This is a genomic window from Pelotalea chapellei, assembly GCF_018531195.1.
Lineage (GTDB): Bacteria > Desulfobacterota > Desulfuromonadia > Geobacterales > Pseudopelobacteraceae > Pelotalea > Pelotalea chapellei.
In genome coordinates, this window is record NZ_JAHDYS010000003.1 from 136,584 (window position 1) to 159,377 (window position 22,794).

Here is a 22,794-nt window from a genome sequence, read left to right on the forward strand (position 1 = left end):
CCAATTAATATATATTTTAAATATATATTCTTATCTTGATGATGACAAGAAAAACAATAGACGCAGCCATTGATCTGAGAAACTCGCAAATGGAGCAGAACCTTTTTAGGCTATCTCGCGTCGCAGTGGAACGCTGGTGAACAGTAGCTAACTCCCTTGTCTAATTCTCCCTTCTTTCCACCCTGAAATTCAATAAGTCGTCTGAACATTGCGAAACGCCACCACTCAAATTACTTCTTTCTAAAATAGCCATTAGAAAGCTTTCAAAGGAAAACATCACCGACTTCGCAATGAGCCAAGTGCCCGGTCCAGGTTAAAGGCGGCACTGATCAGGGCCAGGTGTGTAAAAGCCTGTGGAAAATTGCCCAGTGCCTCACCGCTGTAACCGGTTTGCTCGGCGTAAAGGCCAAGGTGATTTGCGTAGCCGAGCATTTGCTCGAAGAGCAGGCGTGCTTCCTCAAGACGTGCACGGTCGGTATGGCCGGCGCGGGTCAGCGCCTCAACCAGCCAGAAGGAGCACATGTTGAAGGTCCCCTCGTGACCAGGGAGACCATCCGGCGCCACAGCGGGATTGTACCGGCAAACCAGGCCGTCGGCAGCCAGACCGCCAGCGGTCAGGGGTCTGCGGATCGCGTCCACGGTGCTCACCATGCGCGGATCACTGGGCGACATGAAGAACACCAGCGGCATCAGCAGACTGGAAGCATCCAGGGCCTCGGTATGATAAGCCTGGATAAAGGCGCCGCGGTGCTCATTCCACCCCTTGGCCATGACCTCTTCGTAAATCTGATCGCGAACCTTGAACCAGCGGTGCCGGTCCGCAGGGAAAGACCGCTTGTCGGCCAATCGCAAGCTGCGATCCAGGGCGACCCAGCACATGAACTTCGAATACACAAAATGCTGCCGCCCACCGCGCACTTCCCAGACCCCCTCATCCGGGCGTTTCCAATTATCACAAAGCCAGTCCACCAATTCCCGCAGGTGAATCCAGTCATGATAGGAGACCGGTTCCACGTATTTATTGTGGAGGTAGACTGCATCCATCAATTCTCCATAGATATCGAGTTGCAATTGCCGATGGGCGGCATTGCCGATCCGCACTGGCCGCGAGCCCCGGTACCCCTCCAGATGGTCAAGGATTTCCTCCGCAAGTTCGGTACGGCCGTCGATGCCGTACATCAGCTGCAACGGGCCGTTACCTTTCTGAGACACTGACCATCCCGCCTCGCCATGAACCTTCCAACGCCGCTCCAGCCAGTCTCGAAAACGAGCCGCTTCTTCGGTGAACCCGATGCGGAGCAGGCCGTAGACAGTAAAAGCCGCGTCACGGATCCAGGTATAGCGGTAGTCCCAATTGCGTTGCCCGCCGATCGCCTCGGGCAGACTGCAGGTCGGAGCCGCAACGATTGCCCCCGTCGGTTCGTACGAAAGGAGTTTAAGCGTGATGGCGGAACGAAGCACAACCTCGCGCCAACGGCCGGCGTAGGTGCATTTGGCAGTCCAGCGCTGCCAGTAGGAAACGGTCTCCCGAAACAGATCTTCCGCCTCTCCGGCACAGGGGCATGGCCGCTGCTGATCGTCAGAACAGACACGCCGCAACACGAAAGTAACCTTCTCCCCCTCGCCGAGCGTAAAGTCGGCGGCCACCCCGGCAGTATCACCGTGAGCGGCGGGTGACAGATGGAGTTGCACGGGAGAGGCCAGTGCAAGGCTCAGACCTGGCCCGTCAAAGCGGGCGCCATCCTCGCTGAGAAGGGTTTGATGTGTGGCACGGGCATAATCGAAAGCGGGACGGCATTCCAGATGAAACGTGACCCGTCCGCGAACAACACGGACGCGCCGGATCACTTCCTCCCCAACGCCACCAACCGGCATATAATCTTCGATTTCCCCAACACCCTCCTCGTCCAGAAAACGGGTGATGAGAATGGCGGTATCCGGCCAGTAGAACTGCTTGCGCCGGAAATGATCCCCTGTGGGGGCGATCCGAAACCGCCCACCCTGGTGATCGTCAAGAATGGCGGCAAATACGCTGGGAGAATCGAAATGCGGCACACAGAGCCAGTCGATGGAGCCATCCATTCCGACCAGTGCCGCGGTGCGCATGTTGCCGATCACGCCGTAATTTTCAATGGGCTGGTAATGCGATGGCATGGAATGGTCCTCCTGGCGACCTTCTCTCGGCTTTTGGCCACCCTCTGCTGGGAGAGGGTAACTGAATCCCTTCATCCTGTGGGAGAAGGATAGGATGAGGGGTGGGACTGCTGTTTTGCCAATTAAAGAGTATCAGAGGTAAAGACCTTAGCAATACGGCGCCCCGCAGCCTAAGTAACTAATTAGTCTGAGCTAATTCCAATTGCGTTTAATACAACATGAGCTACTCTTGTCTCAGAGAACCGTTTCCGTCTAAAAAGCGAGGTGAAATGTCATGAGAGAAAATCCGCTTCTGAAGTTGACAAGTTTAGGCCAAAGCATCTGGCTTGATTCACTCAGCCGCAGCATGCTTGATTCGGGAGAAATCAGTCGGCTCATCGACCAGGACGGGCTGGGAGGAATAACCTCCAATCCTTCTATTTTTGCTAAGGCCATGGTCGAAAGCAGCGACTATGACAGTGCAATCCACTCGCTTCTACAGCAACAGAGAACTGCCAATCAGATTTACGAAGAGCTTGCCATTGAAGATATCCGGCGTACTGCCGATCTGCTGCGGCCTCTTTATGACAAGATGGAAGGTAACGATGGCTTTGTCAGCCTTGAGGTATCACCCCACTTGGCCTTCGACACTGCCGACACCGTCGCTGAAGCCCGGCACCTCTGGTCCAGGGTCGATCGTCCAAACGTGTTGATCAAGGTTCCCGGCACTGTGGAGGGACTTGTGGCCCTGCGCCAGCTCATAGCCAGCGGTATCAACGTCAACGTGACGCTGCTTTTCAGCCTGCCCCGGTACCAGGCTGTAGCCGAAGCTTATATGGCGGGGCTCGAAGAGCGGGCGGCCGCCAACCTTCCCTTGGGGAACATTGCTTCAGTGGCCAGCTTTTTTCTAAGCCGCATCGATGTAATGGTCGATTCGCTGCTGACAAAGAAACTTCAGGAAGGGGGTCGGATGGCGGACCTTGCCTCCATGCTGGTCGGCAAGGTTGCCATTGCAAGCGCCAAGACAGCATATCAGATATTCAAGCAGATCCACGGCAGTGAAAGATTTCGCAACCTATCCGCACAGGGCGGTCGCCCTCAGCGAGTGCTGTGGGCCAGCACCAGCACCAAGAACCCGGCTTACAGCGATGTAAAATATGTGGAAGCACTGATCGGAGCGAATACGGTTAATACCCTGCCGATGGAAACTTTGCTGGCCTATCGTGATCACGGGAATCCCGAACTTCGACTGGAGGAGGGGCTGGAAGAGGCTGGCCGGGTACTGCAGCGTTTGCCGGAGGCTGGTATTGACCTGGATGCAGTAACCCGGCACCTGGAACAGGAAGGGGTGGAAAAATTCGTCGAACCTTTCGACAAGCTGATACAGATGCTGGAACAGAAAATTGCAGGTCGGTATGAGTGGACCCGGGGCATATAAATGGCATCCTGCTGGGGCCTGGAGGGGTAAGCCTACCCTTTCCAGAACAACGGCTTAGCATTATAAATCGTCCTCTACGTTACTCGCTCAACACCCGATGGACGAACGACACCACATTCGATCCCTCCCCAACTGCCGCTGCCACCCGCCTGAGATTGCCTGACCTGACATCGCCGACCGCAAATACTGCGGGCACGCTGGTTTCCAGGAAATACGGGCCTCTGGCAAGAGGCCACTGTGCCGTAGACAAATTATCCTGTGACAAATCCGGGCCTGTTTTTATATAACCGCTGTCGTCGAGTACCAGGCAACTGTCGAGCCATCCTGTGCAGGGATTGGCACCCATCATGACGAAAACATGACTGATAGGGTGAACTTCGATCTCTCCTGATTGATTGTCACGCCAGCGAACATGATCGAGATGATCGCTGCCTTCTAACGCGACAATTTCCGAACGGGTCCGCACTACGATCCCCGGGTGGTCTTCCATGCGCCTGATCAGATATTGCGACATGGTCTCCTTCAGTCCGGCCGATCTGATCAGAACATGCACGCGCCTGGCGGTCCGCGCCAGGAAAACGGCCGCCTGACCCGCCGAGTTACCGCCCCCCACCACAATGACTTCCTCGCCACTGCACAACTGCGCTTCCACGAAGGTAGCACCGTAATACACACCCGCGCCTTCAAACTGTGCCAGGTTCTCCAGGGGCAGCCTCCGGTATTGTGCTCCGGTCGCGATGATCACCGTGTGCGCCTGTACCTGCGATCCGTCATCAATATTCACCGAATAGGGCTTGCGATCGCAGTGGAGCCGCGTCGCGGACTTTGCGATAAGAATCCGGGCTCCGAACTTCTGGGCCTGCGTGTAAGCACGTGCCGCAAGTTCCTGGCCGGAGATACCGTTGGGAAAGCCGAGGTAGTTCTCGATTCTCGAGCTTGAGCCTGCCTGTCCTCCAGGCCCATTCCCTTCAACCACCAGGACATCGATCCCTTCCGATGCCGCGTACACGGCAGCCGCAAGACCCGCAGGCCCGGCGCCGATTATGACCAGATCGCGAACCTGTGACCGATCGATCGCATCGTTAAAGCCAAGGCACTCCGCGAGTTGCTGGTTGCTCGGATTCCGCAGCACGTTCACGCCATGGCAGATCACGATCGGCACCTCTTCGACATGGACCTGAAACCGGTCCAGCAACTCCTGGACATCCGGATCCCGTTCCACGTCAATAGAGGTATAAGGATGGCCATTGCGCGTGAGGAACTCCCGGATCCGAAGTGTGCCGGCGGAATTACTGGAACCGACGAGCGCGACATCTCCGATGCCCCGCGCAATCAACTCCATCCGCCGCAGGATGAAGGCGCGCATGAAGACTTCACTCAGTTCGCTATCGGCCTGCACAAGTCCAAGCAACTGTTCTCGAGCCATCTGTATCACTTCACCCGGCTCGCTCGCGCGCAGTTGCACGAGCGACTGACGCCCCGAAAGCAGGTTCAGTTCGCCGGTGAATTGACCTGCCCGGGCGATGGCTACAAGTTCCTCTGCGTCGCACGATACCCGGACAACATCGATCTGCCCCGTCTTGACGACATAGAACCGCGTGGTTTGCTTGCCCGCTTCGACAAGCACCTCACCCGCCTCGACGCTCCGTATCTCACCCTGCAAGGCGACGCGGGCCACCTGCTCCGGCGTCAGCTTGGGAAACATCCGGTCCGGCTGTTCGCCGGGAATCGGCGCCGATGTATCGGTCATTTGGAACCTCCTGCTCATGCCTGAGCTGAATCAACCATACCTAAAGTATATTGAATGTCTCACAACCCGCAATGAACGTCGCATGGTCGAGTTTAAACCCGCCCTTACACCCCGCCTCTGCACAGGAACAATTTTGCGAAATCAGACGATTAAAACAAAAAAACCGGGACAACCCCTTTTAAGGTGTCCCGGCCTCCGTTTTGTCAGATTAACGCTTTCAACAAGCCATGCACATATTCCGGTAATTCAATATCCTTCCAGCTTAAAGCTGTTAAAAAATATCCTCCAGGTCACAATCACGGTGAAAAACAAAAATGAAATGACTGATATGGCGCAAAGCTTTCGTTGCATGACAGGGATGATCAGTTTGAGGCTTTCCTTTTTACGATAGGCTTGTAGTACTCCTGTTCCGAGTCCGGTTACTGCACCCAGAAACAATGAACCATAGAGCGGGTATCCGATATAGCCATATTCTTTTTGCAATATGCAAAAGGGACAGTGATGTGAAGGCATTTCGTAGAAATAGAGAGCGATGAAAGAAATCATTGAGATTATCGAGGTTATGAAGGCGATTCCGCTCAAGCCGGCAAAAAGATAGCCACCCTTGCCGTTCCAGAAAAACCGTGCACCTGCTGTGAACGTGGCCAGCACACTCGAGTAGAAGAGTATCTTTGCTGGAATGCTTGGCATGGCCAGAATCTCTGAAGCAATTCCCCGTGAACCTTGACTGAAAAGACTACCGCAACAGGAGGTTATGATGTCAGGCTTGAGTCCAAGAAAATAGATATTCTGCAGTACGGTTTCAGCCAGGATGAAGGGAGCCATTATCAACAACAGCAGATACTTGGCTCGTATAAGCGGATAGTCATACCCTTGGTTATCGGCGCGATTGAGAATCAGCCACAGGCCGGCCATAATGAAGGTGACCAACTTGAGAAGCAGGGTTGGATAACCGAAGTGGTGAGCCGTCAGGGTTCCCACTGCGCACATCGCACCAACAAACAGGTGACAGATGCTGTCAGCCGTCTGGATAAACAGAAACAGTGATACCAGTTGAAAGGCCAGGAAATAGCTGACGATAGTAGATATCAGATATGTGCGCCGTTCCAGGACCAGTTGAAGCTCACTGCCACTTGAGATGTCCCACCGGCGCAGAATCGTAACTCCGTAGCACGCGGCATAGATTGTCATCAGGCTTATCAAAAGAGATGAAATAAACAGCGCCAGGATGTTCGGATTAAGGATCATTAAAGCCTTCCATCCTTGACTACCTGACCATCGCGCATCTCGACCACTTGATCCGCCAAAGCGGAGTTATAGACAATCGGATCGTGACTGGCCAAGATAATTGTCGTCCCCGCAGCCTTCAGATCTTTCATGATTTCCATGAACTCGTTGGATAGCTTACTATCCAGGTGAGCGGTCGGTTCATCGGCGATAATAATGGCAGGGTTGTTGATCAGCGCCCGGGCAATTGCCACCCGCTGGGCCTCTCCACCAGATAGAAACTCGATCCTGGTATTGGCCCGTTTGCCGAGATCGAACATTTCCAGTTTCTCCAGCCCCCTCTTGCGCAGCAGTGAATTTTTTTCCCCGGTTGGATAAGCGGGGATCATGACATTCTCAAGGGCCGAAATCCCCTTGATAAGGTTGAACTGCTGGAAAATGAAACCGAAGGTGGAGCGGCGTATTTCGGTCAGAAAACGCTCCGGCAGGCTGGTGATTTCCCGGTCGTTCAAAAAGATGCGTCCGGTGGTCGGACGGGCCATGCACCCCACCAACCCAAGCAGGGTAGTTTTGCCAGACCCGCTCGGCCCTTTAAGAACAATTGTTTCACGCATGCGCAGATTTAGTGAAACATTGTGCAGAGCTGAGAACTCATTGGTTTTTCCGGCATTAAATATCTTAGCGATGTCACATAGCGATATCATAAAGCCTCCTCAACGCATAACCGCATCGGGATCGATGGTTGCCGCTCGCCATGACGGGACGATGGTAGTGACAGTATAGGGAACGACGGTCAGGAAGAAGAGCGTGGCCATTTGGCCGAAGTCGATAAAAGGGGTCAGACGGAAGGTGGGATAGAGTGTCGACCATCCTTTGAGCACCGGCGCGAACAAGGCCGCCGAAGTTAAAAATACATGGACATAAGCCAGGATTGTTCCCACCAGAAATGAAGTCAGCGAGACAACGGTACCTTCCCAGAATTTCATCAACAGAATATCGGAGGTTTCCCAGCCAACCGCCTTTAATATACCGATTTCCCGCCGTTCTTCGGCAGAAAGACCGGTAGCCTTGTCCCAGGCAAAGATAACAAAAGCCAGGGCAGCGGCACTGAAAATAACAATCAGCAATCCGGATCGCCAGCCAAAGACCGCATCATAAGTGCGTTGTATCTCGGTGCGTACAATGGGACGGGTTTCGGGGTACATCTGAGTAATTTTTTCAGCAATGGTGGTGTATTCCCTGGGATTTCGGACCCTCAAGGCCAAGTCGGTGGCCTGTTCGGCCGGTATGCCGGAAAAGTCGCGGTAATCCTTTTCCGAGAGCACTATCAGATCGCTGGTCAGGAGTTGAGATTCATTGTCCAAAATGTTTCTGATGATAAAGGTGCGCGGCAGGCCGTCATGTCCGGTGAATGCTATGATGTCATCTGGATGGGCGGCTCTCATTCTGGAAATACCGCTACCTATGTCGATACTGCCAGGTTCGGGCGGATTTCCGGCCGGCACAGTCAGGGTGTAATTGGCTTGATAGACGTTGTCATATTGGTAGCCCCATAAGCGTGGGCGAACAGAGATAACTCCATTAATCTCGCGAATCTTATCACCCCAAGCGGTGGGAATTGGCTGATAACGACCAGTCAGCGTGCGCTGGACGATAATCTCCGGGGCTTCTTTAAGTACCAAGGCCGCCTCGCGTTTAAGTGCATGGGTAAAAAAAAGCACAGAGGCAAGGATGAAGATGATCAAGGTGTACACCGACAGTAATGCTGCATTTTTCCCCTTGCGCCGCAGGAGCGATGAGAGGGTGAAATCCAGGATATGTCGATGGTGTTCAATGGCTGCCATGGTTCCTCACCAAATGGGGCGGTGGTTCGACCAGTGCGCCGGTGGGGAAATGCTCCAGCGCCATTGGCGAGTCCTGAAAAGGGGTGGAGAGATCGGTCATACTCAGGTGTCGAGTGTAACTGGCCTCGGTAAAAAGACAAAGATCGGTCAATTCCAGTTGTTTCACCAGCACAATCTTGCGGGCGAAGAGCGATCCGGATGCACGGACTTGGCCGGAGGCATGCAGAAACAGCCCAACCATGATCAAGATTAGCCCCATGGTTGTTCCCAGATAAATCGTCGAGCGGCGCAGCATCATCAATCAAGCTGCTTGAGGAGAGCGGGAGTTACGTCGCGAAACCGGATGATGGATTTTCCCTTGTGATCTCTCAGAAATTCACGCGCTTGTGCTTCTTTGACAAAAGGGACCAGTTCGCGTCCCATGGGACCGAATACATCACTCCCCATGACGTAATAGGCAGGGAGTCCGTCCACCATGGTCAGGTCGTAATAGTTGGTAACAAGTACGGCAGTGATGTCAGTCGTTTTCTTGCCTGGGGCGTAGCGGGACAGATTAAGGTAATATTTGAACATATCTTTGGTGCCATCGAAATGGAACGTTGAACCATCCCGAAACTGGATCTGTGCAGCAAAGTCGGGGTACTTGGCTACGAACATGCCGCATACTGCGCATTTATCCTTGGGGCCAACCTTGCGGGGCTTTAACTCGGCGGCGAAAGCAAATGAGACCCCGACTAAGAAAATCCCTAAAAACAGGACCAGACTCCTGAAAATCATGTTGTTCATCACGAAAACTCCTTTCAAATTATTATTTCACCTTGCGGCGTGGTGTGTCTTTCAGACATCGTGAGCGTACTTCCTATCCCGGCACTCTTTCGACAGTTCCGGAGCAGGTTGGTACTCCAACTCAAGCGTTTGTTAATCCTAAAGAGTCGAATCATTTTCTTATCATGGTCCTGATTACTTCCCTTGCCTTGTTGAGGTCCAATGGTTTGGTCAGGTAGAAATCCATGCCTGCGGCAAGACACCGTTCCTTATCCTCACAAAAAGCATGGGCTGTCATGGCGAGAATAGGAATATGTCTGCCGCTTGTTTGCTCACGTTCACGGATGATCCGTGTGGCCGTGATACCATCCATCCTTGGCATCTGCACATCCATGATGATCAAGTCGTACCTGCCCTGTTCCCACATATCCACCGCATCCTGGCCCGTCGGCACATGAGACACCTGCATGCCGTCAGAAGAGAGGATGGCCTTCATAATATCCGCAGCCAACTCATCGTCCTCTGCAATAAGAATACTGTGCCTTCCCGCGGCTACAGCTTGGGGAGAGACTTGTTGGAAAGACTGTCGCTTTGCTTTATCGGTGGCGGAGAGATTTTCTACTTCAGCCTCCATAAAAGGCACGGTAAATGAGAAAGAACTTCCTGCCCCTTCCCGGCTGGTGACCGTGATTGTTCCTCCCATCATCTCAACTAATTCCTTGGTGATGGTAAGACCAAGTCCGGTTCCGCCGTATTTGCGTGTGTCAGAATCGTCAATCTGGCTGAAAGCGCTGAAAAGCAGATGCATCTTATCGGCGGGAATACCGATGCCGGTATCTGTTATGGTAAAGGTGATTTCATTTTTCCCAGCCACAAGCATGTTGCCTGTTATCTGGACTTCAATTTTTCCCTTGCCCGTAAACTTGACGGCATTGCCGATCAAGTTGATTAAAACCTGTCTCAGCCGCAACTGATCTCCCTGTACGGCATCTGCGACATTTTCTGCAATGGTGACCGCAAGTTCAACGCTCTTGTTTCGAGCTTCAAGAGAGAAGTAATCGACAGCTTCGGCAATGGTTTGCCGTAGCGAGAAGGGCTTCTCATTGAGATGCAGTTTCCCTGCCTCAACCCTCGATAAATCAAGGATGTCGCTAACTATCTGAAGTAGTGAATGGGCTGATTTACCTGCCTTTGACAATAATTCGTGCTGTTTAGGGTCAACATCGCCGACATTACCCTCAAGAACTAGCTGGAGCACACCAAGGATGCCATTCAATGGAGTACGGAGTTCATGGCTCATATTCGCCAGGAACTGACTTTTTGCCCTGTTGGCTACCTCGGCAGCTTTCTTCGCTTCAGCAAGCTCGGTGACGTCGGTACTGGTTCCCAGCCATTGAACTACATGCCCCTTGGCATCCTTCAACGGCTGGACCCTTGTCAGAAATGGCCGAAATTGCCCATCTCTTCCTTTCAATGGAAAAACCATCTCAAAAGGAGCTTCGGATTGAAGAGATTTTTCCCACTGATCCAACACCGATGGAAGCGCATCTGGATCCTGGATGCCTGGCCAGCCCCATCCGGCCATCTGATCGGGGGCCATACCAGTATATTCGTAACATCGCCTGTTGAACCAGTAGATAAACCCGTCGGCATTGGCACTCCAGGCAAGCTGTGGCATGGCGTCTGCCATCGTCCTGAACTGTTCTTCGCTCTGCCTCAGAGCTTCTTCGGCTCGTTTCCGCCCGGTGATATTTTCAGTGAAGATGATTATCCCACCGATATTCCCATTACGGTCATGCCACGGTCGAATCTCCCAGCGGTTCCAGTCAACGGCGCCGTCCAACCGGTGAAACGGCTCCTCGTCACATTTTTCAACCGCTCCAGCCAAACACCTTTGGTGAATTTGTTTCCAATGGTCCGGAATTTCGGGAAAGACTTCATAATGGCTCCGGCCGATGATGTCCTGGCCGCCCAGACGATAATCGCTCAACCAGCGGCGGCTGGTGGCAATGTACTTCATTTCCCGATCCAGCATTGCAACAGCTGCTGGAGTATATTCAATCAGGAGTCGGAATTTTTCCTCATTTGCCCGCAGCTCCTCCTGGGCCTGCTTTTCCTTTGAAATGTCTGTTATAACGACCTGACACTCATTGCCCGATGCTGCGGCAACAGCCCCGAGTTGCACCATGACCCCATTCGAAAGCTTGACTTGACACAACTCCCTGCCGTTTTCTTTAAAAACTCTCTCCAATAGTGCGGAAATAACCTTTTGATCTGCTATGGAGACAGATGTGGCAAGCTGCCGGCCTATCAAGCTGGAGCGGTCATTGCCGAAAACTTCAGCTCCAGCAAAATTCACCTCACGTATGATTCCTGCACGATCCAGTCTGAAGCATCCAACCGGCGCATGTTCAAAAAGATCGCTTTCCTTCAGGTTCTGGTCCATGAGATTTTATCCTTGCTGATTTCCATGGTATTTTACCAACCCCAAATAAGGAGGGAGAAGAAGAGGAGGAGCAGTCAGCAGGAGGAGAAAGAACTATTTCACTCCATCCTGAGCCGCTTCATTTTCTCCACGAGAGTCGTTCTGTTGATCCCTAAAAGGGTGGCGCCTTTGGCCTTGACCCCTCCCCCCAATTGCAGAGCTTGCGTGATAAGTCGGCGCTCCACCTCGGCCATGGCAGCAACCATATCCATCCCCTGCTCGGTCAGATCCAGACTGATATCCCCTGATACGACCTTCTGCCCGCTCATCTCGACCGGCAGGTCCTCCAGATGAATTACCTCTCCCTCTGCCAGAGCAACCAGGCGCTCCACCAGATTTTCCAGTTCGCGAACATTGCCGGGCCAGGCATGCCGTTCAAGAGCTTCCAATGCACGCTTACTGATGTTCATGGGCTGCCTGCCCATCAGCAGGCAATATTTTTCCAGAAAGGCACCTACCAAGGCGATGATGTCCTGCTTTCGTTCCCTCAAAGGGGGAAGCTGAAGAGGAATGACATTTAAACGGTAAAAAAGGTCTTCCCGGAAATTCCCCTGTCGCACCTGCTGCTCCAGGTCCAGATTGGTGGCAGAAATGACGCGCACATCGATTTTGATCGGACTGGTAGCGCCAACACGATCGACTTCCTGCTCCTGCAGCACCCGCAACAGCTTGGTCTGCAAATGAAGCGGCATGGTGCCGATCTCATCCAGAAAAATGGTTCCGCCGTTGGCTGCCTCGAATTTACCCGGCTTGTCCTTGATAGCCCCGGTAAATGCGCCGCGCATGTGACCGAACAACTCGCTCTCCAGCAAGGATTCCGGGATGGCAGCGCAGTTGACGGCAATAAAAGGTTTGGCTTTCCACGTCCCGTTGTAATGCAGCGCCCGCGCCACAAGTTCCTTGCCGGTACCCGACTCACCACTGATCAGCACAGTAGAATCGGTCTTGACGATGCGTGTCATGCGCTCAAAAACCACTTTCATTGCCGGGGAACTACCGATTATATTGCTGAATTCGAAACGCCCCTGCAGCTGTTTGCGCAGACTGACGTTTTCCATCAGCAGTTGTTGTTTCTCCAGGGCCTTTTTAATGACAATCAGTAATTCGTCGAGATTGATCGGCTTGGTGATGTAGTCAAAAGCCCCGGCTTTCATGGCGCTGACAGCAGTTTCTGCCGAGGCATAACCTGTAATCACAATGACTTCGGTGGTGGGAGAGAGACGGCGGGAATGCTGCAGGATTTCGATGCCGTTTTTATCCGGCAAAAAGAGGTCTGAAACGATCAGGTGAAACTGCTCACGCTCAAGCAAGGCGATGGCTTCATCACCAGTGGCGGCTGATATGACTGAATAGCCGGAAGAGGACAACATCCGTTCCAGCACCCGGCGGGCTGGCTCCTCATCATCAATCAGCAATATGCGTATCTGGTTGGACATAGGCCTCCTTGGGCTGGTAAGAGGAGGCTGTTGAAAAACAGCCATCTCGCCGCCATCCTCGAAAGCCACCTTGTGCGGCGTAGCGCTGCTACACCTCCGCGGGGCGTTCTCCGGGTGCGACGATCTGACTATTTTTGAACAGCCTGATTATTCAACATCCTCCTAGTCTAGGTTTAGACTCTAGAAACTTGGTCCCAGACTTTATTGACTTTCACCGTAAAAGGCAAGCTGTCTATTATACAGCTCTCATCTCTGTTACAGCCTGTATCGCCAGCTCCAGGCCATCCATGAGCAGCTTCAATTCCTCCATGCTGATGGCTAGCGGGGGGAAAACCACCACCGTATTGCCTAAGGGACGGGAAAAGACTCCGTGTTTACGTGCTTCCAGACAGACCTTCACGCCGGTTTTTTCTTCCCAGGGATAGGGTGTGCGGTTCTTCTTATCGACCACCAGTTCGATTCCGGCAGCCATGCCGCAGTGGCGTATGTTACCCACGTGAGGCAGGTCCGCTATCTGCGCCAGACGTTCCGCGAGATACTGTATCTTGGGCTGCAGCGCCTCAAGCAGACGATCGGTCTCGAACAGCTCCAGACTCTTCAAGGCCACGGCACAGGCCAGCGGATTGCCGGTAAAGGTATGGCCGTGAAAAAAGGTTTTCAATTCGGCATATTCACCAAGAAAAGCGCCATAGACCTCCTCGGTGGCCACAGTGGCGGCCAGAGGCAGATACCCGGCGGCAATTCCCTTGGAGAGCGCCATTATGTCAGGCACCACATCCTCATGTTCGCAGGCGAACATCTTGCCGGTGCGCCCAAAGCCCGTGGCTACTTCGTCAGTAATCATCAGCAGCCCGTAGCGGTCGCACAACTCGCGTACCCGACGCAGGAATCCGGGAGGTTGCACGATCATTCCGCCGGCACCCTGCAGGAGCGGTTCAATAACCAATCCCGCACAGGTTGAACCCTCTTCCCTGATTATGTTTTCCAAGGCGCCGAGGCAGAGCATATCGCAGGTTTCAGGCCCTTCACAGCCCAGCTCACAGCGGTAGCAATACGGGGCAGCCGCCTGGATGGTCTCGAACATCAGCGGTTTGAAGGTGGCGTGATAAATATCAATGCCCCCAACGCTGACAGCACCCAACGTATCGCCGTGATAGGCATTGCGAAAAGTAATGAAGCGGGTCCGCTCCGGCCGTCCCCGATGCACCTGATACTGAAAAGCCATCTTGACGGCCACTTCCATGGCAGTGGAGCCGTTATCTGAATAGAAAAAACGGGTCAGACCGCGGGGAGTGATCTGCGCCAGGCGCTGGGCCAGGATGATGCTCTGCTCACTTGCTAACCCCAGCAGGGTCGAATGTTCCAGCCGTTCAACCTGATCCTTGAGCGCATCGTTCAGTTCCTTGCGGCAGTGGCCATGAACATTGGTCCACATGGAAGCAACACCGTCCAGATAGCGCTTGCCGTCACTGTCGATCAGCCAGCTCCCCTCGCCCCGGGTTATGACAATAGCATCATCCTGTTCCCAATCCTGCATTTGGGTAAATGGATGCCAGACATGGCGCTTATCCCACGCCCGCAACTGTTCGGTGGTATGTTGTGTCATATTTTGCCGACCTTATTTCAAAATTATTATCTTAAAACCGTATCACGCGGAGACGCAGAGGACGCGGAGAGAGACAACCACAAGCCTTTTTTAGCCTCACGATTACTTCGCGATTTACAAGGCGAGAACCGCTAAAAGCTTAAATCTTTGTCTTCAATCCGGCTTTTTCGTGGACTTTTCGTGAGGCAAAATTGCTTCTGTTCTTTCTCTGCGTTTCTCTGCGACTTGCCTAGGGCACCTACTTTTGGCCGCGTGAGACAAGCTTTTACAGCCAAATCTTTTTCAGCCTCACGATTTTCAAAGCTAAAACCGTAAAATCGTTCCGACTGCTGTTGTCTCTAAGTCTTTTAAATCCGGTCTTTTCGAGGACTTTTCGTGAGGCTAAGAAAGGTTTTGGCCTTAGCCTTTCTCTGCATTACCCTGCAACTTGCCTAAGGGCACCTACTTCTGGCCGCGTGAGATAAAGCCTTTAAATCTTCACGATTATTCATTTGCGCCACCCTCCTACTATTTGCAGCTTCCCTCAAGGCACCCGCTGCCTGAGCATGAACCGGACGCGCATGTCGTAGGGGCGACGCATGCCTCGCCCGCCCCTTCACTCAACCCCATCGCCCGTAGCACGATGGCAGTTTCCGGTTGGTTATAGAGCCAGTAGGCGAGATAATCCACAACCTCGATCGGGTCAGGATCTTCACGGTGCGGCCAGATTCCGAGTACCGGTGCTCCGCAGAGGGAGCCGATCTGATGCGGAGCAGTTTTTTCAGCCAACCCGGGCGACTCGGGGTAATTATTGATGATCACCCCAGCCACACTGATCCCCATCTGCTGAGCACATAGCGTGGTGAGAACCGTGTGGTTGATAGTGCCCAGATCCGGCCGGGCCACCACCAGCAGCGGCAGATCAAGCTCGCGCACCAGGTCGGCAACCAGCAGGCCACCCACAAGGGGCACCATCAAGCCGCCGGCACCTTCAACGATTACAACGTCATGAACAGCCGCCAGACGCTCGTAACACTCCTTCAAATGGGAAAACTCGATGCGTACCTTATCAAATTTGGCTGCGTCGGCAGGTGCAACCGGCTCACGCAGCAGATAAGGAGCCACATCCTCGTTGCAGGTCACGCCTGCTGCCTTGCAAAGCAGTTCGGCATCATCGGAAACCAGCTGACCCTCTTCCTCGCGACATCCGCTGGTGACAGGCTTCATCACCCCGACGTTAATCCCCTTCATGCGCAGCACCAGGGCTAGGGTTGCTGCAACTATGGTTTTGCCGACACCTGTATCTGTTCCGGTTATGAAAATCCCTTTGCTCATGAGCAGGTCTCCACCGTTAGTTCAAGATCGTCCAGCATTTGTCTGTCCTGCTCCGGTGCACGACCCGGGGTAGTCAGGTAATTGCCGGTCATCATGCCGCTGGCTCCGGCCAGAAAGATCCAGGATTGAAGCTCGCGCAGGTTCTTCTCGCGTCCTCCGCACACAGTCAGGCTTTTTGCAGGCAGCATAAAGCGATAGAGAGCGATAATCTTGAGGCACTCCATGGGGGTCAGGAAGTTTGCATTCTCGAGCCGGGTTCCTTCCACGGGGTTGAGGAAGTTGATCGGTACAGTATCGACGTCCAGCTCGCGCAGGGTTTCTGCCATTTCAACACGGTGGCTGAAATTCTCGCCCAAGCCGAAAATCCCCCCGCAGCAGATTCTAAGCCCGGCCTGCTTGACCGCCCGAACAGTTTGCACATCCTCTTCATAGTCATGGGTGGTGCAGATATTGTGAAAGAAACTTCGTGAGGTTTCCAGGTTATGGTGATACGTCACCATGCCCGCCTCTTTTAGAATCTGAGCTGTTTCGGTATCCAGAATTCCCAATGAGCAGGATGGCTCGATAGTAGTCTCCTGCCTGATGCGTTTCAGGGCGGAGCAGATCGTTTCCAGCTCCTTGCCCGGCTTAATGCCGGTACCGCTGGTGATAATGCCATAACAGCGGGCGCCATTCTCTTCGGCTCCCTTGGCGCAGGCCACCAGTTGCTCTTCATCCACCAGCGGATACACCTGGGCATTGGTCGAATGTGCCGAAGACTGGGCGCAGAAAGCGCAGTTCTCAGGGCAGCGACCCGATTTTGCATTGATGATCGAACAAAGGGAGGCCGAGCTTCCCTTGAACTTTTCCCGTATGCGGGATGCCTCTGCAAACAGCAGGAACAGGTCCGATCCTTTTGCCTCAGCCAGCCGAAGCGCCTCTTCCGGTGAAAGTATGCCGCCCGAGAGGACATTTTCGGCAGTAGTCATAATCAGGTTACGCATGGTCATATATACACCTCCGGCCCCATCGATAGCACAGCCCCCCCCTATTGTCAACCCGACCACCCGGTATCAGTTGACAATCGATCTTATCACGCAGAGGCGCAAAGGACGCGGAGAGAAACAGAAACCTGGGGAACCCTAAATCCTTTTTGAGCCTCACGATTACTTCACGATTTAAATACAAATCCTTAGATCGCGCCTTTTCGGGGGAATTTCGTGAAGCTAAATCGCTTTTGTCTCTGCGTTACTCTGCGACTCCGCGTGAGATAGCTTCTGATCAGCATATGGACTAAACGCTTCTAAAGTGATAAGGTCAAGAAACTTGATCCAGAGCCAAGGTGCACCCTGCCCTGACCACTACCATTTTCCAATCCAAGGTTACCCATGATGCTACGCTTGGCTGCAATACTGCTTTTTTCCGCGCTCACCCTGAATGCCCATGCCGCTTCCATCACTGTGATGCCCCTCGGCAAGGGCATATATACACTTCAAGGTAACAATATGGATGGCGTGGCCGGGATAGAGATGAAAATCGATTATCCGGCCACGCTCTCATCTCCCACCGTTACGCAGGAAAGCCTTGTCGCCGGGGCCATGATGGCCACCACCCAGACCAAGGACAGCATCAAGATTGTCATTATCAACACTCGTCCTTTTATTGGTTCGGGCCAGATCGCTACAATCTCTTTCAAATCACATACAGCCGCAGTGGAGGCCATTTCTGTTTCGGCAACAATGATTGACAGCAAGGGAGCACCGGTCTCAGCTGATACTGCACCCTCCGGAGATGGGCTTGTCAAAGCAGGAATACCCGATTCAGCCACACCGCCCACGGTGTCGACTGTTCCCCCGGCGACGAACTCCGTAATAGTAGCCACACCCGCAACAGAGCAGGCATCCACCTCTCCCGGCATCGTACGGGTTCCCGTTGCTACACCGGCGGAAAAGCAACCTCAACCTCAACCTCAACCTCAACCTCAACCTCAACCTCAACCTCAACCTGAAATGCCATCTCCCCCTGCATCAATAAAACACATGGGGGTAATGGAGCATTTTAAAGATCTCGGTAGTGAAAGAACACCGGCAGCCTGCTGCGCACTCTTTACACAACAACTCTCAACCATCAGACAGGACCCGTCTATCGCTCTCAGTGATGGTGTTACACCGGTCATTATTGTGGTCAAACTGGAAGGTTCAAAGCCAGCTTCGCCAAATTTTGCCTTGAGCAACGCCAGACTGGTCTCGATCAGCAAGGAAAATAGTACCTGGATCATCAAGACCATTCCCCAGGCGCAGGCACTTCATGCTAGCCTGACCATTCTCAGCGGCGAGACAATGATAGAGTTTCCGCTGACGCTGGTCCCGCCGGTTGAGGACATCTCAGCTGCAGAAGGAGATTTTGCCGCATTTCTCAAAGACAGCGGCGTCACTCCTCCCAAGCGTGACCTGAATGGCGACGGCGTGCATGATTACCAGGATGACTATATTTATACCGCCCATTACCTGATCAAAAAAAGCGCTGCAGCCAAAGCAAAACCATAATTTTCTTTCCATTAGATTGCCTCTCTTAGCGTGTTTGCGGCTTTGCGTGAGAAAAGATCTTATAACTGCTCGCTCGCTCGCTTCGCTTAAGACGCCAAGGTGCTAAGGAAATCAACTTCGATAACGCGTGAATGTCCAGCGTGCACTGAAAAGGAAATAACCTGATGAAACGTTGGGAAACAGACGGGGTCCCAGGAAGTGCCGACACAAGTCATCACACTGTTGAACAAATTCTTCCCCAAGCACAGAATTACCACCTGCAGCTTTTCGAAAATCTCCCGGTGCTTATCTGGCAATCCGGAACCGACGGTCTCTGCAATCATTTCAATCGCACCTGGCTGGAATTCACCGGTCGCACGCTCGAACAGGAGTTGGGAGAGGGCTGGGCCGAGGGAGTTCATCCCGACGATCTGGATACCTGTATAACTACCTACCATTCTGCTTTCAGTGAACGTCGCTCCTTTGCCATGGAATATCGCCTGCGCCACCACGATGGCAGTTACCACTGGATAGCCGACCATGGCAGCCCTTTCAACGATCTCGAAGGCAATTTTGCCGGGTACATAGGCGGCTGCCTGGACATCAATCAACAGAAGGTGGCGGAAATTGAGCTGCGTGAAGCCCATGAAAAAATGGAGCAACGCGTTGCAGAGCGTACACTGGAGTTGCAAAAGAGCCACAACCTGCTTAAAAGCCTTTCCCGCCAAGTACCTGGAGTAATCTTTCAGTTCCAGATGATGGCTGACGGCAGCTTTCGCATCCCCTATGCCAGCGATTCAATCCGAGAGATCTATCAAATACATCCGGCTGATGTCACTGAAAATGCCGATACCCTGCTCAACCGCATCCACCCCGACGATTACGCTCCCTTCCTTGCAGCGGTCCAGGAATCAGCCCGCACCCTGCAGCCTTTCCTGGAGGAGTTCCGCATACAGGTCCCCGGCAAGGAATTCTGCTGGCGTTCAGCCAGTGCCAAACCGCAGCGTCTGGATGATGGAAGCTACATGTGGCACGGGTTTTCGGTTGATATTACGGAACGGAAGCGTCTGGATGAGGAATTGCGTGACAGCCGCATCAAGCTCAATCAAGCCCAGCACATGGCAAAAATGGGCAGCTGGCACTGGTTCATCGACACCAACAAGCTTACCTGGTCCGAAGAGATGTTTGTTCTTACCGGCAGCGATCCAAGCAAACCGCCACTGCCCTTTTCAGAACAGCCCCAGCGCTACACGCCTGAAAGCCGGGAGCGGCTGAGTCGGACTATTGAACATACACTTGCCAGTGGTGAACCCTATGAGCTTGAACTTAATCTTGTCCGTCCCGACAACAGCCAGTTTCTTGCAATTGCCCGAGGAGAAGCAGTTATAGACGAGAACGGACGGGTAGTACAACTTCACGGCACTCTGCAGGATATAACGGAACAAAGGCAGCTTGAAAAGCAGTTGTCCCAGGCCCGCACCCTGGAATCCATCGGCCAGCTTGCCGCCGGAGTGGCCCACGAAGTACGCAATCCCCTTAACGCCATTCTTTCCATCACCGAAGCACTGTTCAAGGAAAGCGAGATCGAATCCGATCCGGAGTTCCAGCCATACCTCCAGCATATCCGCACCCAGGTCAAGCGACTTGCACATCTGATGAATGAGCTTCTTGACCTTGGCAAGCCGATTCCTGCATCAAGTCTTCAGCCAACTCCACTGTATGAATTGTGTCGTGAAACTGCCGTCTTATGGCAATCCTCCGGCCTGGCCCCAAACAAATGGGTTGTACTCACGTCAGATCAAACTGCAGCGGAATCCTATGTTATGGCGGACGGCATGAAACTGCAGCAGGTATTTTTCAATCTGCTGGAAAACGCCGGGCATCACAGTCCCCAAGGAAGCAAGATCCTCTTCCAACTTCATTGTGTCGAAGACGGAAACGCTGTCATACGAGTCATAGACTCCGGCAGCGGCATTGCGGATACAACGATGGACCGCATCTTCGATCCTTTCTACAGCAACCGCAAGGGAGGAACCGGATTGGGACTGGCGCTGGTCAAGCATTTTGTCGAACACATGGGAGGGTGCGTGAACATCCGCAACAATTTCCCCGATCCCGGGTGCATTGCAGAAATCCGCATACCACTCGCCAATGAGGTAATGCCATGAAACCTGCCGTATTGCTGATTGAGGATAATGAAGGAACCCGTTTCGGGTTTTTTCGTTATTTCAGCAAAGAGGGATATGAAATCAGCGAAGCTGCCGACCTGGCCTCCGCAACCCACAGTCTCGCTTCACGCCCTTTCGATGCAATCGTGCTGGATATCAATCTGCCCGACGGGAATGGCCTTGATTTTATTGAAACTGTACGTGGTCAGGATCCTTGTATTCCCATTATTGTCATCACCGGATCAGGAGATGTGCCTCTTGCAGTGGAAGCCATGCAGCGCGGTGCAGACAACTTCCTCAGCAAACCGGTTGATAACGCGGCACTGGGAGCCTATCTGCGCAAGACTCTGGAGATCGGCACCCTTAAACGTCGGCTGTCTGCCCAGAAACGACTCACACAAAAAGAGGATATCTTTTTTGGCAGAAACAGGTACATGCAGGAAATCTCGCACATCGCCCGTGCAGCTGCCTCTGGCGACACTCCGGTCCTGATTACCGGAGAAACAGGTACAGGCAAGGGAATGCTCGCAAACTGGATCCATCGTCACAGCAAACGATCAAGCCAGGAATTCGTTTCGCTCAATTGCTCCAGCCTGAGAGGAGAGATGCTGGCCCGCGAGCTGTTCGGAAATGCGCGCGGCGCTTTTACATCAGCAGATCAGGACCGCAAGGGATTGCTCGACATAGCTGATCGCGGTACGCTCTTTCTTGATGAAATCGGTGACATGGGCATGGAGATCCAGGCGCAGCTGCTCAAAGTGCTGGAGGAAAAGACCTACCGCCGGCTTGGAGATGTCAAACTTTACAGGAGCGACTTTCGCCCGATCTGCGCCACACATCACAATATTGAAAATCTGGTCCGCGAGAAACTTTTCCGCCAGGACCTCATGTACCGCATCAACCTGGTCGTGATCCATCTCCCTCCCCTGAGAGAACGCCTGGACGATCTCCCCTCTCTGGTCGCGTATCTCCTCCGGACGCTGGGAGTTTCCGAAGCAGTCCTTGAAGATGATGTCATGCAGGTGCTCATGGACTATCCCTGGCCCGGCAACATTCGCGAGCTGAAGAATGTGCTCGAAAGGGCATTATTGCTCGCCCCACGTGGAACCAGGCTTGGCAGGGAACATTTCTCCTGCCTCATCCAGCACCCCCCAGGTAGGGCTACACAGGAATCATGTTCACCAACGGTACAGGAGATCCAGCAGAGGCACATCCAACAGGTCGTCGAGCAGATGAACGGTGATCTCGTTCAGGCCGCGAAGAGCCTCAACATCTCCCGGGCTACTCTGTATCGCAGATTGAAACAGATCCGGGACAGCCAACCTTAGTGCGCTGCAACATCTAAGCCCCCTCCCTAACCCTCCCCCTCCGGGGGAGGTTGGGAGGGGGGAAGCCCCGGTGCGAAAAAATAAGAGCCACAACGGGCGACGCATGCGTCGTCCCCTACGAGAACAAATTTTCCCGGTCCTCACGTTCCCCGTCTCTCCTTCTCACCCCGTCTCACTTTTGAGACAAAAATCTCACATGTGAGACAAAACCCTATTCCTTATTTTACCTATCTACCTGAAATCACAAAACCAGCTCCTGTCAATCAGATCGGCATGCTTCTTGATGAACTGCCGTTATGGTACTCACCTCGCAAGCCATTCATTCTGAAAAAAAAGAGAGCCCTCACCGCATCCTGATCGTGGATGACGAACCGGCGGTTCTGTTTGCCTACTGCAAGATGATGCAGCGGGAAGGAATCATGGTTGATAAATGCGAGTGCCTCGAGCATGCCATTTCCAGCATCAAATCCACTCAATACATGGCTGTGATCGCTGACATGCGTCTGGCCGGAACAGACAACCTGGATGGACTGGAAGTTGTGCGTTCGACCCGGGAAATTCAACCTGACGCCACGGTAATCGTAGCAACAGGTTATGGCAGCCAGGAAGTGGAGCTGGCCGCACGCAAGATGGGAGTCACACATTATTTTGAAAAGCCGGTGCGGCCCTCTGACATCATGACTGTGCTTAAAAGATTAAAAGACGAGATCGGACAAAACGCGTGTGCAACGATACTTGTTCTTCAAGCCATATCTGCATTTTTATGAAGGACATCATTCGTACGGAGAAGGGAACT

Annotated in this window: 17 protein-coding genes; 5 read left to right on the forward strand and 12 right to left on the reverse strand. The window is 53.2% G+C overall.

Annotation, left to right across the window (positions count from 1 at the left end):
- Positions 1–276 precede the first annotated feature (276 nt).
- Positions 277–2,154: a glycoside hydrolase family 15 protein gene (locus KJB30_RS04015; RefSeq protein WP_214296652.1), complete on the reverse strand. Its 1,878-nt coding sequence runs from the start codon at positions 2,152–2,154 to the stop codon at positions 277–279.
- 274 nt (positions 2,155–2,428) lie between these two features.
- Between KJB30_RS04015 and tal the strand changes: the two genes are divergently transcribed.
- A complete protein-coding gene (tal, locus tag KJB30_RS04020; RefSeq protein WP_214296653.1) occupies positions 2,429–3,571 on the forward strand; it encodes a transaldolase in 1,143 nt (380 codons plus the stop codon).
- Positions 3,572–3,650: 79 nt separating this feature from the next.
- Here tal and KJB30_RS04025 read toward each other — a convergent pair whose 3' ends face one another.
- The 11 genes from KJB30_RS04025 to bioB form a co-directional block, all read right to left on the reverse strand.
- Positions 3,651–5,321 (reverse strand): FAD-dependent oxidoreductase, encoded by a 1,671-nt coding sequence (locus tag KJB30_RS04025; RefSeq protein WP_214296654.1) that lies wholly within the window; start codon positions 5,319–5,321, stop codon positions 3,651–3,653.
- Between the two features lie 246 nt (positions 5,322–5,567).
- Complete coding sequence (locus tag KJB30_RS04030; protein WP_214296655.1) at positions 5,568–6,569, reverse strand: hypothetical protein; 1,002 nt, start codon at positions 6,567–6,569, stop codon at positions 5,568–5,570.
- Positions 6,569–7,252 (reverse strand): ABC transporter ATP-binding protein, encoded by a 684-nt coding sequence (locus KJB30_RS04035; RefSeq protein ID WP_214296656.1) that lies wholly within the window; start codon positions 7,250–7,252, stop codon positions 6,569–6,571. The genes KJB30_RS04030 and KJB30_RS04035 overlap by 1 nt, the downstream gene beginning before the upstream one ends.
- A gap of 9 nt (positions 7,253–7,261) precedes the next feature.
- Positions 7,262–8,392 (reverse strand): ABC transporter permease, encoded by a 1,131-nt coding sequence (locus KJB30_RS04040; RefSeq protein ID WP_214296657.1) that lies wholly within the window; start codon positions 8,390–8,392, stop codon positions 7,262–7,264.
- Complete coding sequence (locus KJB30_RS04045; protein WP_214296658.1) at positions 8,379–8,690, reverse strand: hypothetical protein; 312 nt, start codon at positions 8,688–8,690, stop codon at positions 8,379–8,381. Before KJB30_RS04045 ends, KJB30_RS04040 begins: the two co-directional genes overlap by 14 nt.
- Entirely contained in the window at positions 8,690–9,178 is a 489-nt protein-coding gene (locus KJB30_RS04050) for a nitrous oxide reductase accessory protein NosL (protein WP_246545489.1), read from the reverse strand. The genes KJB30_RS04045 and KJB30_RS04050 overlap by 1 nt, the downstream gene beginning before the upstream one ends.
- A 151-nt stretch (positions 9,179–9,329) precedes the next feature.
- Positions 9,330–11,603 (reverse strand): PAS domain-containing hybrid sensor histidine kinase/response regulator, encoded by a 2,274-nt coding sequence (locus KJB30_RS04055; RefSeq protein WP_214296659.1) that lies wholly within the window; start codon positions 11,601–11,603, stop codon positions 9,330–9,332.
- A 98-nt stretch (positions 11,604–11,701) separates the two neighbouring features.
- Positions 11,702–13,078, reverse strand: coding sequence for a sigma-54-dependent transcriptional regulator (locus KJB30_RS04060; RefSeq protein WP_214296660.1), 1,377 nt, complete (start codon positions 13,076–13,078; stop codon positions 11,702–11,704).
- Between the two features lie 235 nt (positions 13,079–13,313).
- The gene (gene bioA / locus KJB30_RS04065; RefSeq protein ID WP_214296661.1) at positions 13,314–14,684 is read right to left on the reverse strand and encodes an adenosylmethionine--8-amino-7-oxononanoate transaminase; all 1,371 of its coding nucleotides are present in this window, start codon (positions 14,682–14,684) and stop codon (positions 13,314–13,316) included.
- Positions 14,685–15,191: 507 nt separating this feature from the next.
- On the reverse strand, positions 15,192–15,998 hold the full coding sequence (bioD, locus tag KJB30_RS04070; RefSeq protein ID WP_214296662.1) for a dethiobiotin synthase: 807 nt from the start codon (positions 15,996–15,998) through the stop codon (positions 15,192–15,194).
- Positions 15,995–16,981, reverse strand: coding sequence for a biotin synthase BioB (gene bioB, locus KJB30_RS04075; RefSeq protein ID WP_214296827.1), 987 nt, complete (start codon positions 16,979–16,981; stop codon positions 15,995–15,997). The genes bioD and bioB overlap by 4 nt, the downstream gene beginning before the upstream one ends.
- A gap of 384 nt (positions 16,982–17,365) precedes the next feature.
- Here bioB and KJB30_RS04080 point away from each other — a divergent pair, with 384 nt between their 5' ends.
- The 4 genes from KJB30_RS04080 to KJB30_RS04095 all read left to right on the forward strand — a co-directional run bounded on the left by KJB30_RS04080 (position 17,366) and on the right by KJB30_RS04095 (position 22,765).
- A complete protein-coding gene (locus KJB30_RS04080) occupies positions 17,366–18,523 on the forward strand; it encodes a cohesin domain-containing protein (RefSeq protein WP_214296663.1) in 1,158 nt (385 codons plus the stop codon).
- Positions 18,524–18,687: 164 nt separating this feature from the next.
- Positions 18,688–20,670: a PAS domain-containing sensor histidine kinase gene (locus KJB30_RS04085; RefSeq protein WP_214296664.1), complete on the forward strand. Its 1,983-nt coding sequence runs from the start codon at positions 18,688–18,690 to the stop codon at positions 20,668–20,670.
- The gene (locus KJB30_RS04090; protein WP_214296665.1) at positions 20,667–21,998 is read left to right on the forward strand and encodes a sigma-54-dependent transcriptional regulator; all 1,332 of its coding nucleotides are present in this window, start codon (positions 20,667–20,669) and stop codon (positions 21,996–21,998) included. Before KJB30_RS04085 ends, KJB30_RS04090 begins: the two co-directional genes overlap by 4 nt.
- Positions 21,999–22,294: 296 nt before the next feature.
- A complete protein-coding gene (locus tag KJB30_RS04095; RefSeq protein WP_214296666.1) occupies positions 22,295–22,765 on the forward strand; it encodes a response regulator in 471 nt (156 codons plus the stop codon).
- Positions 22,766–22,794 lie beyond the last annotated feature (29 nt).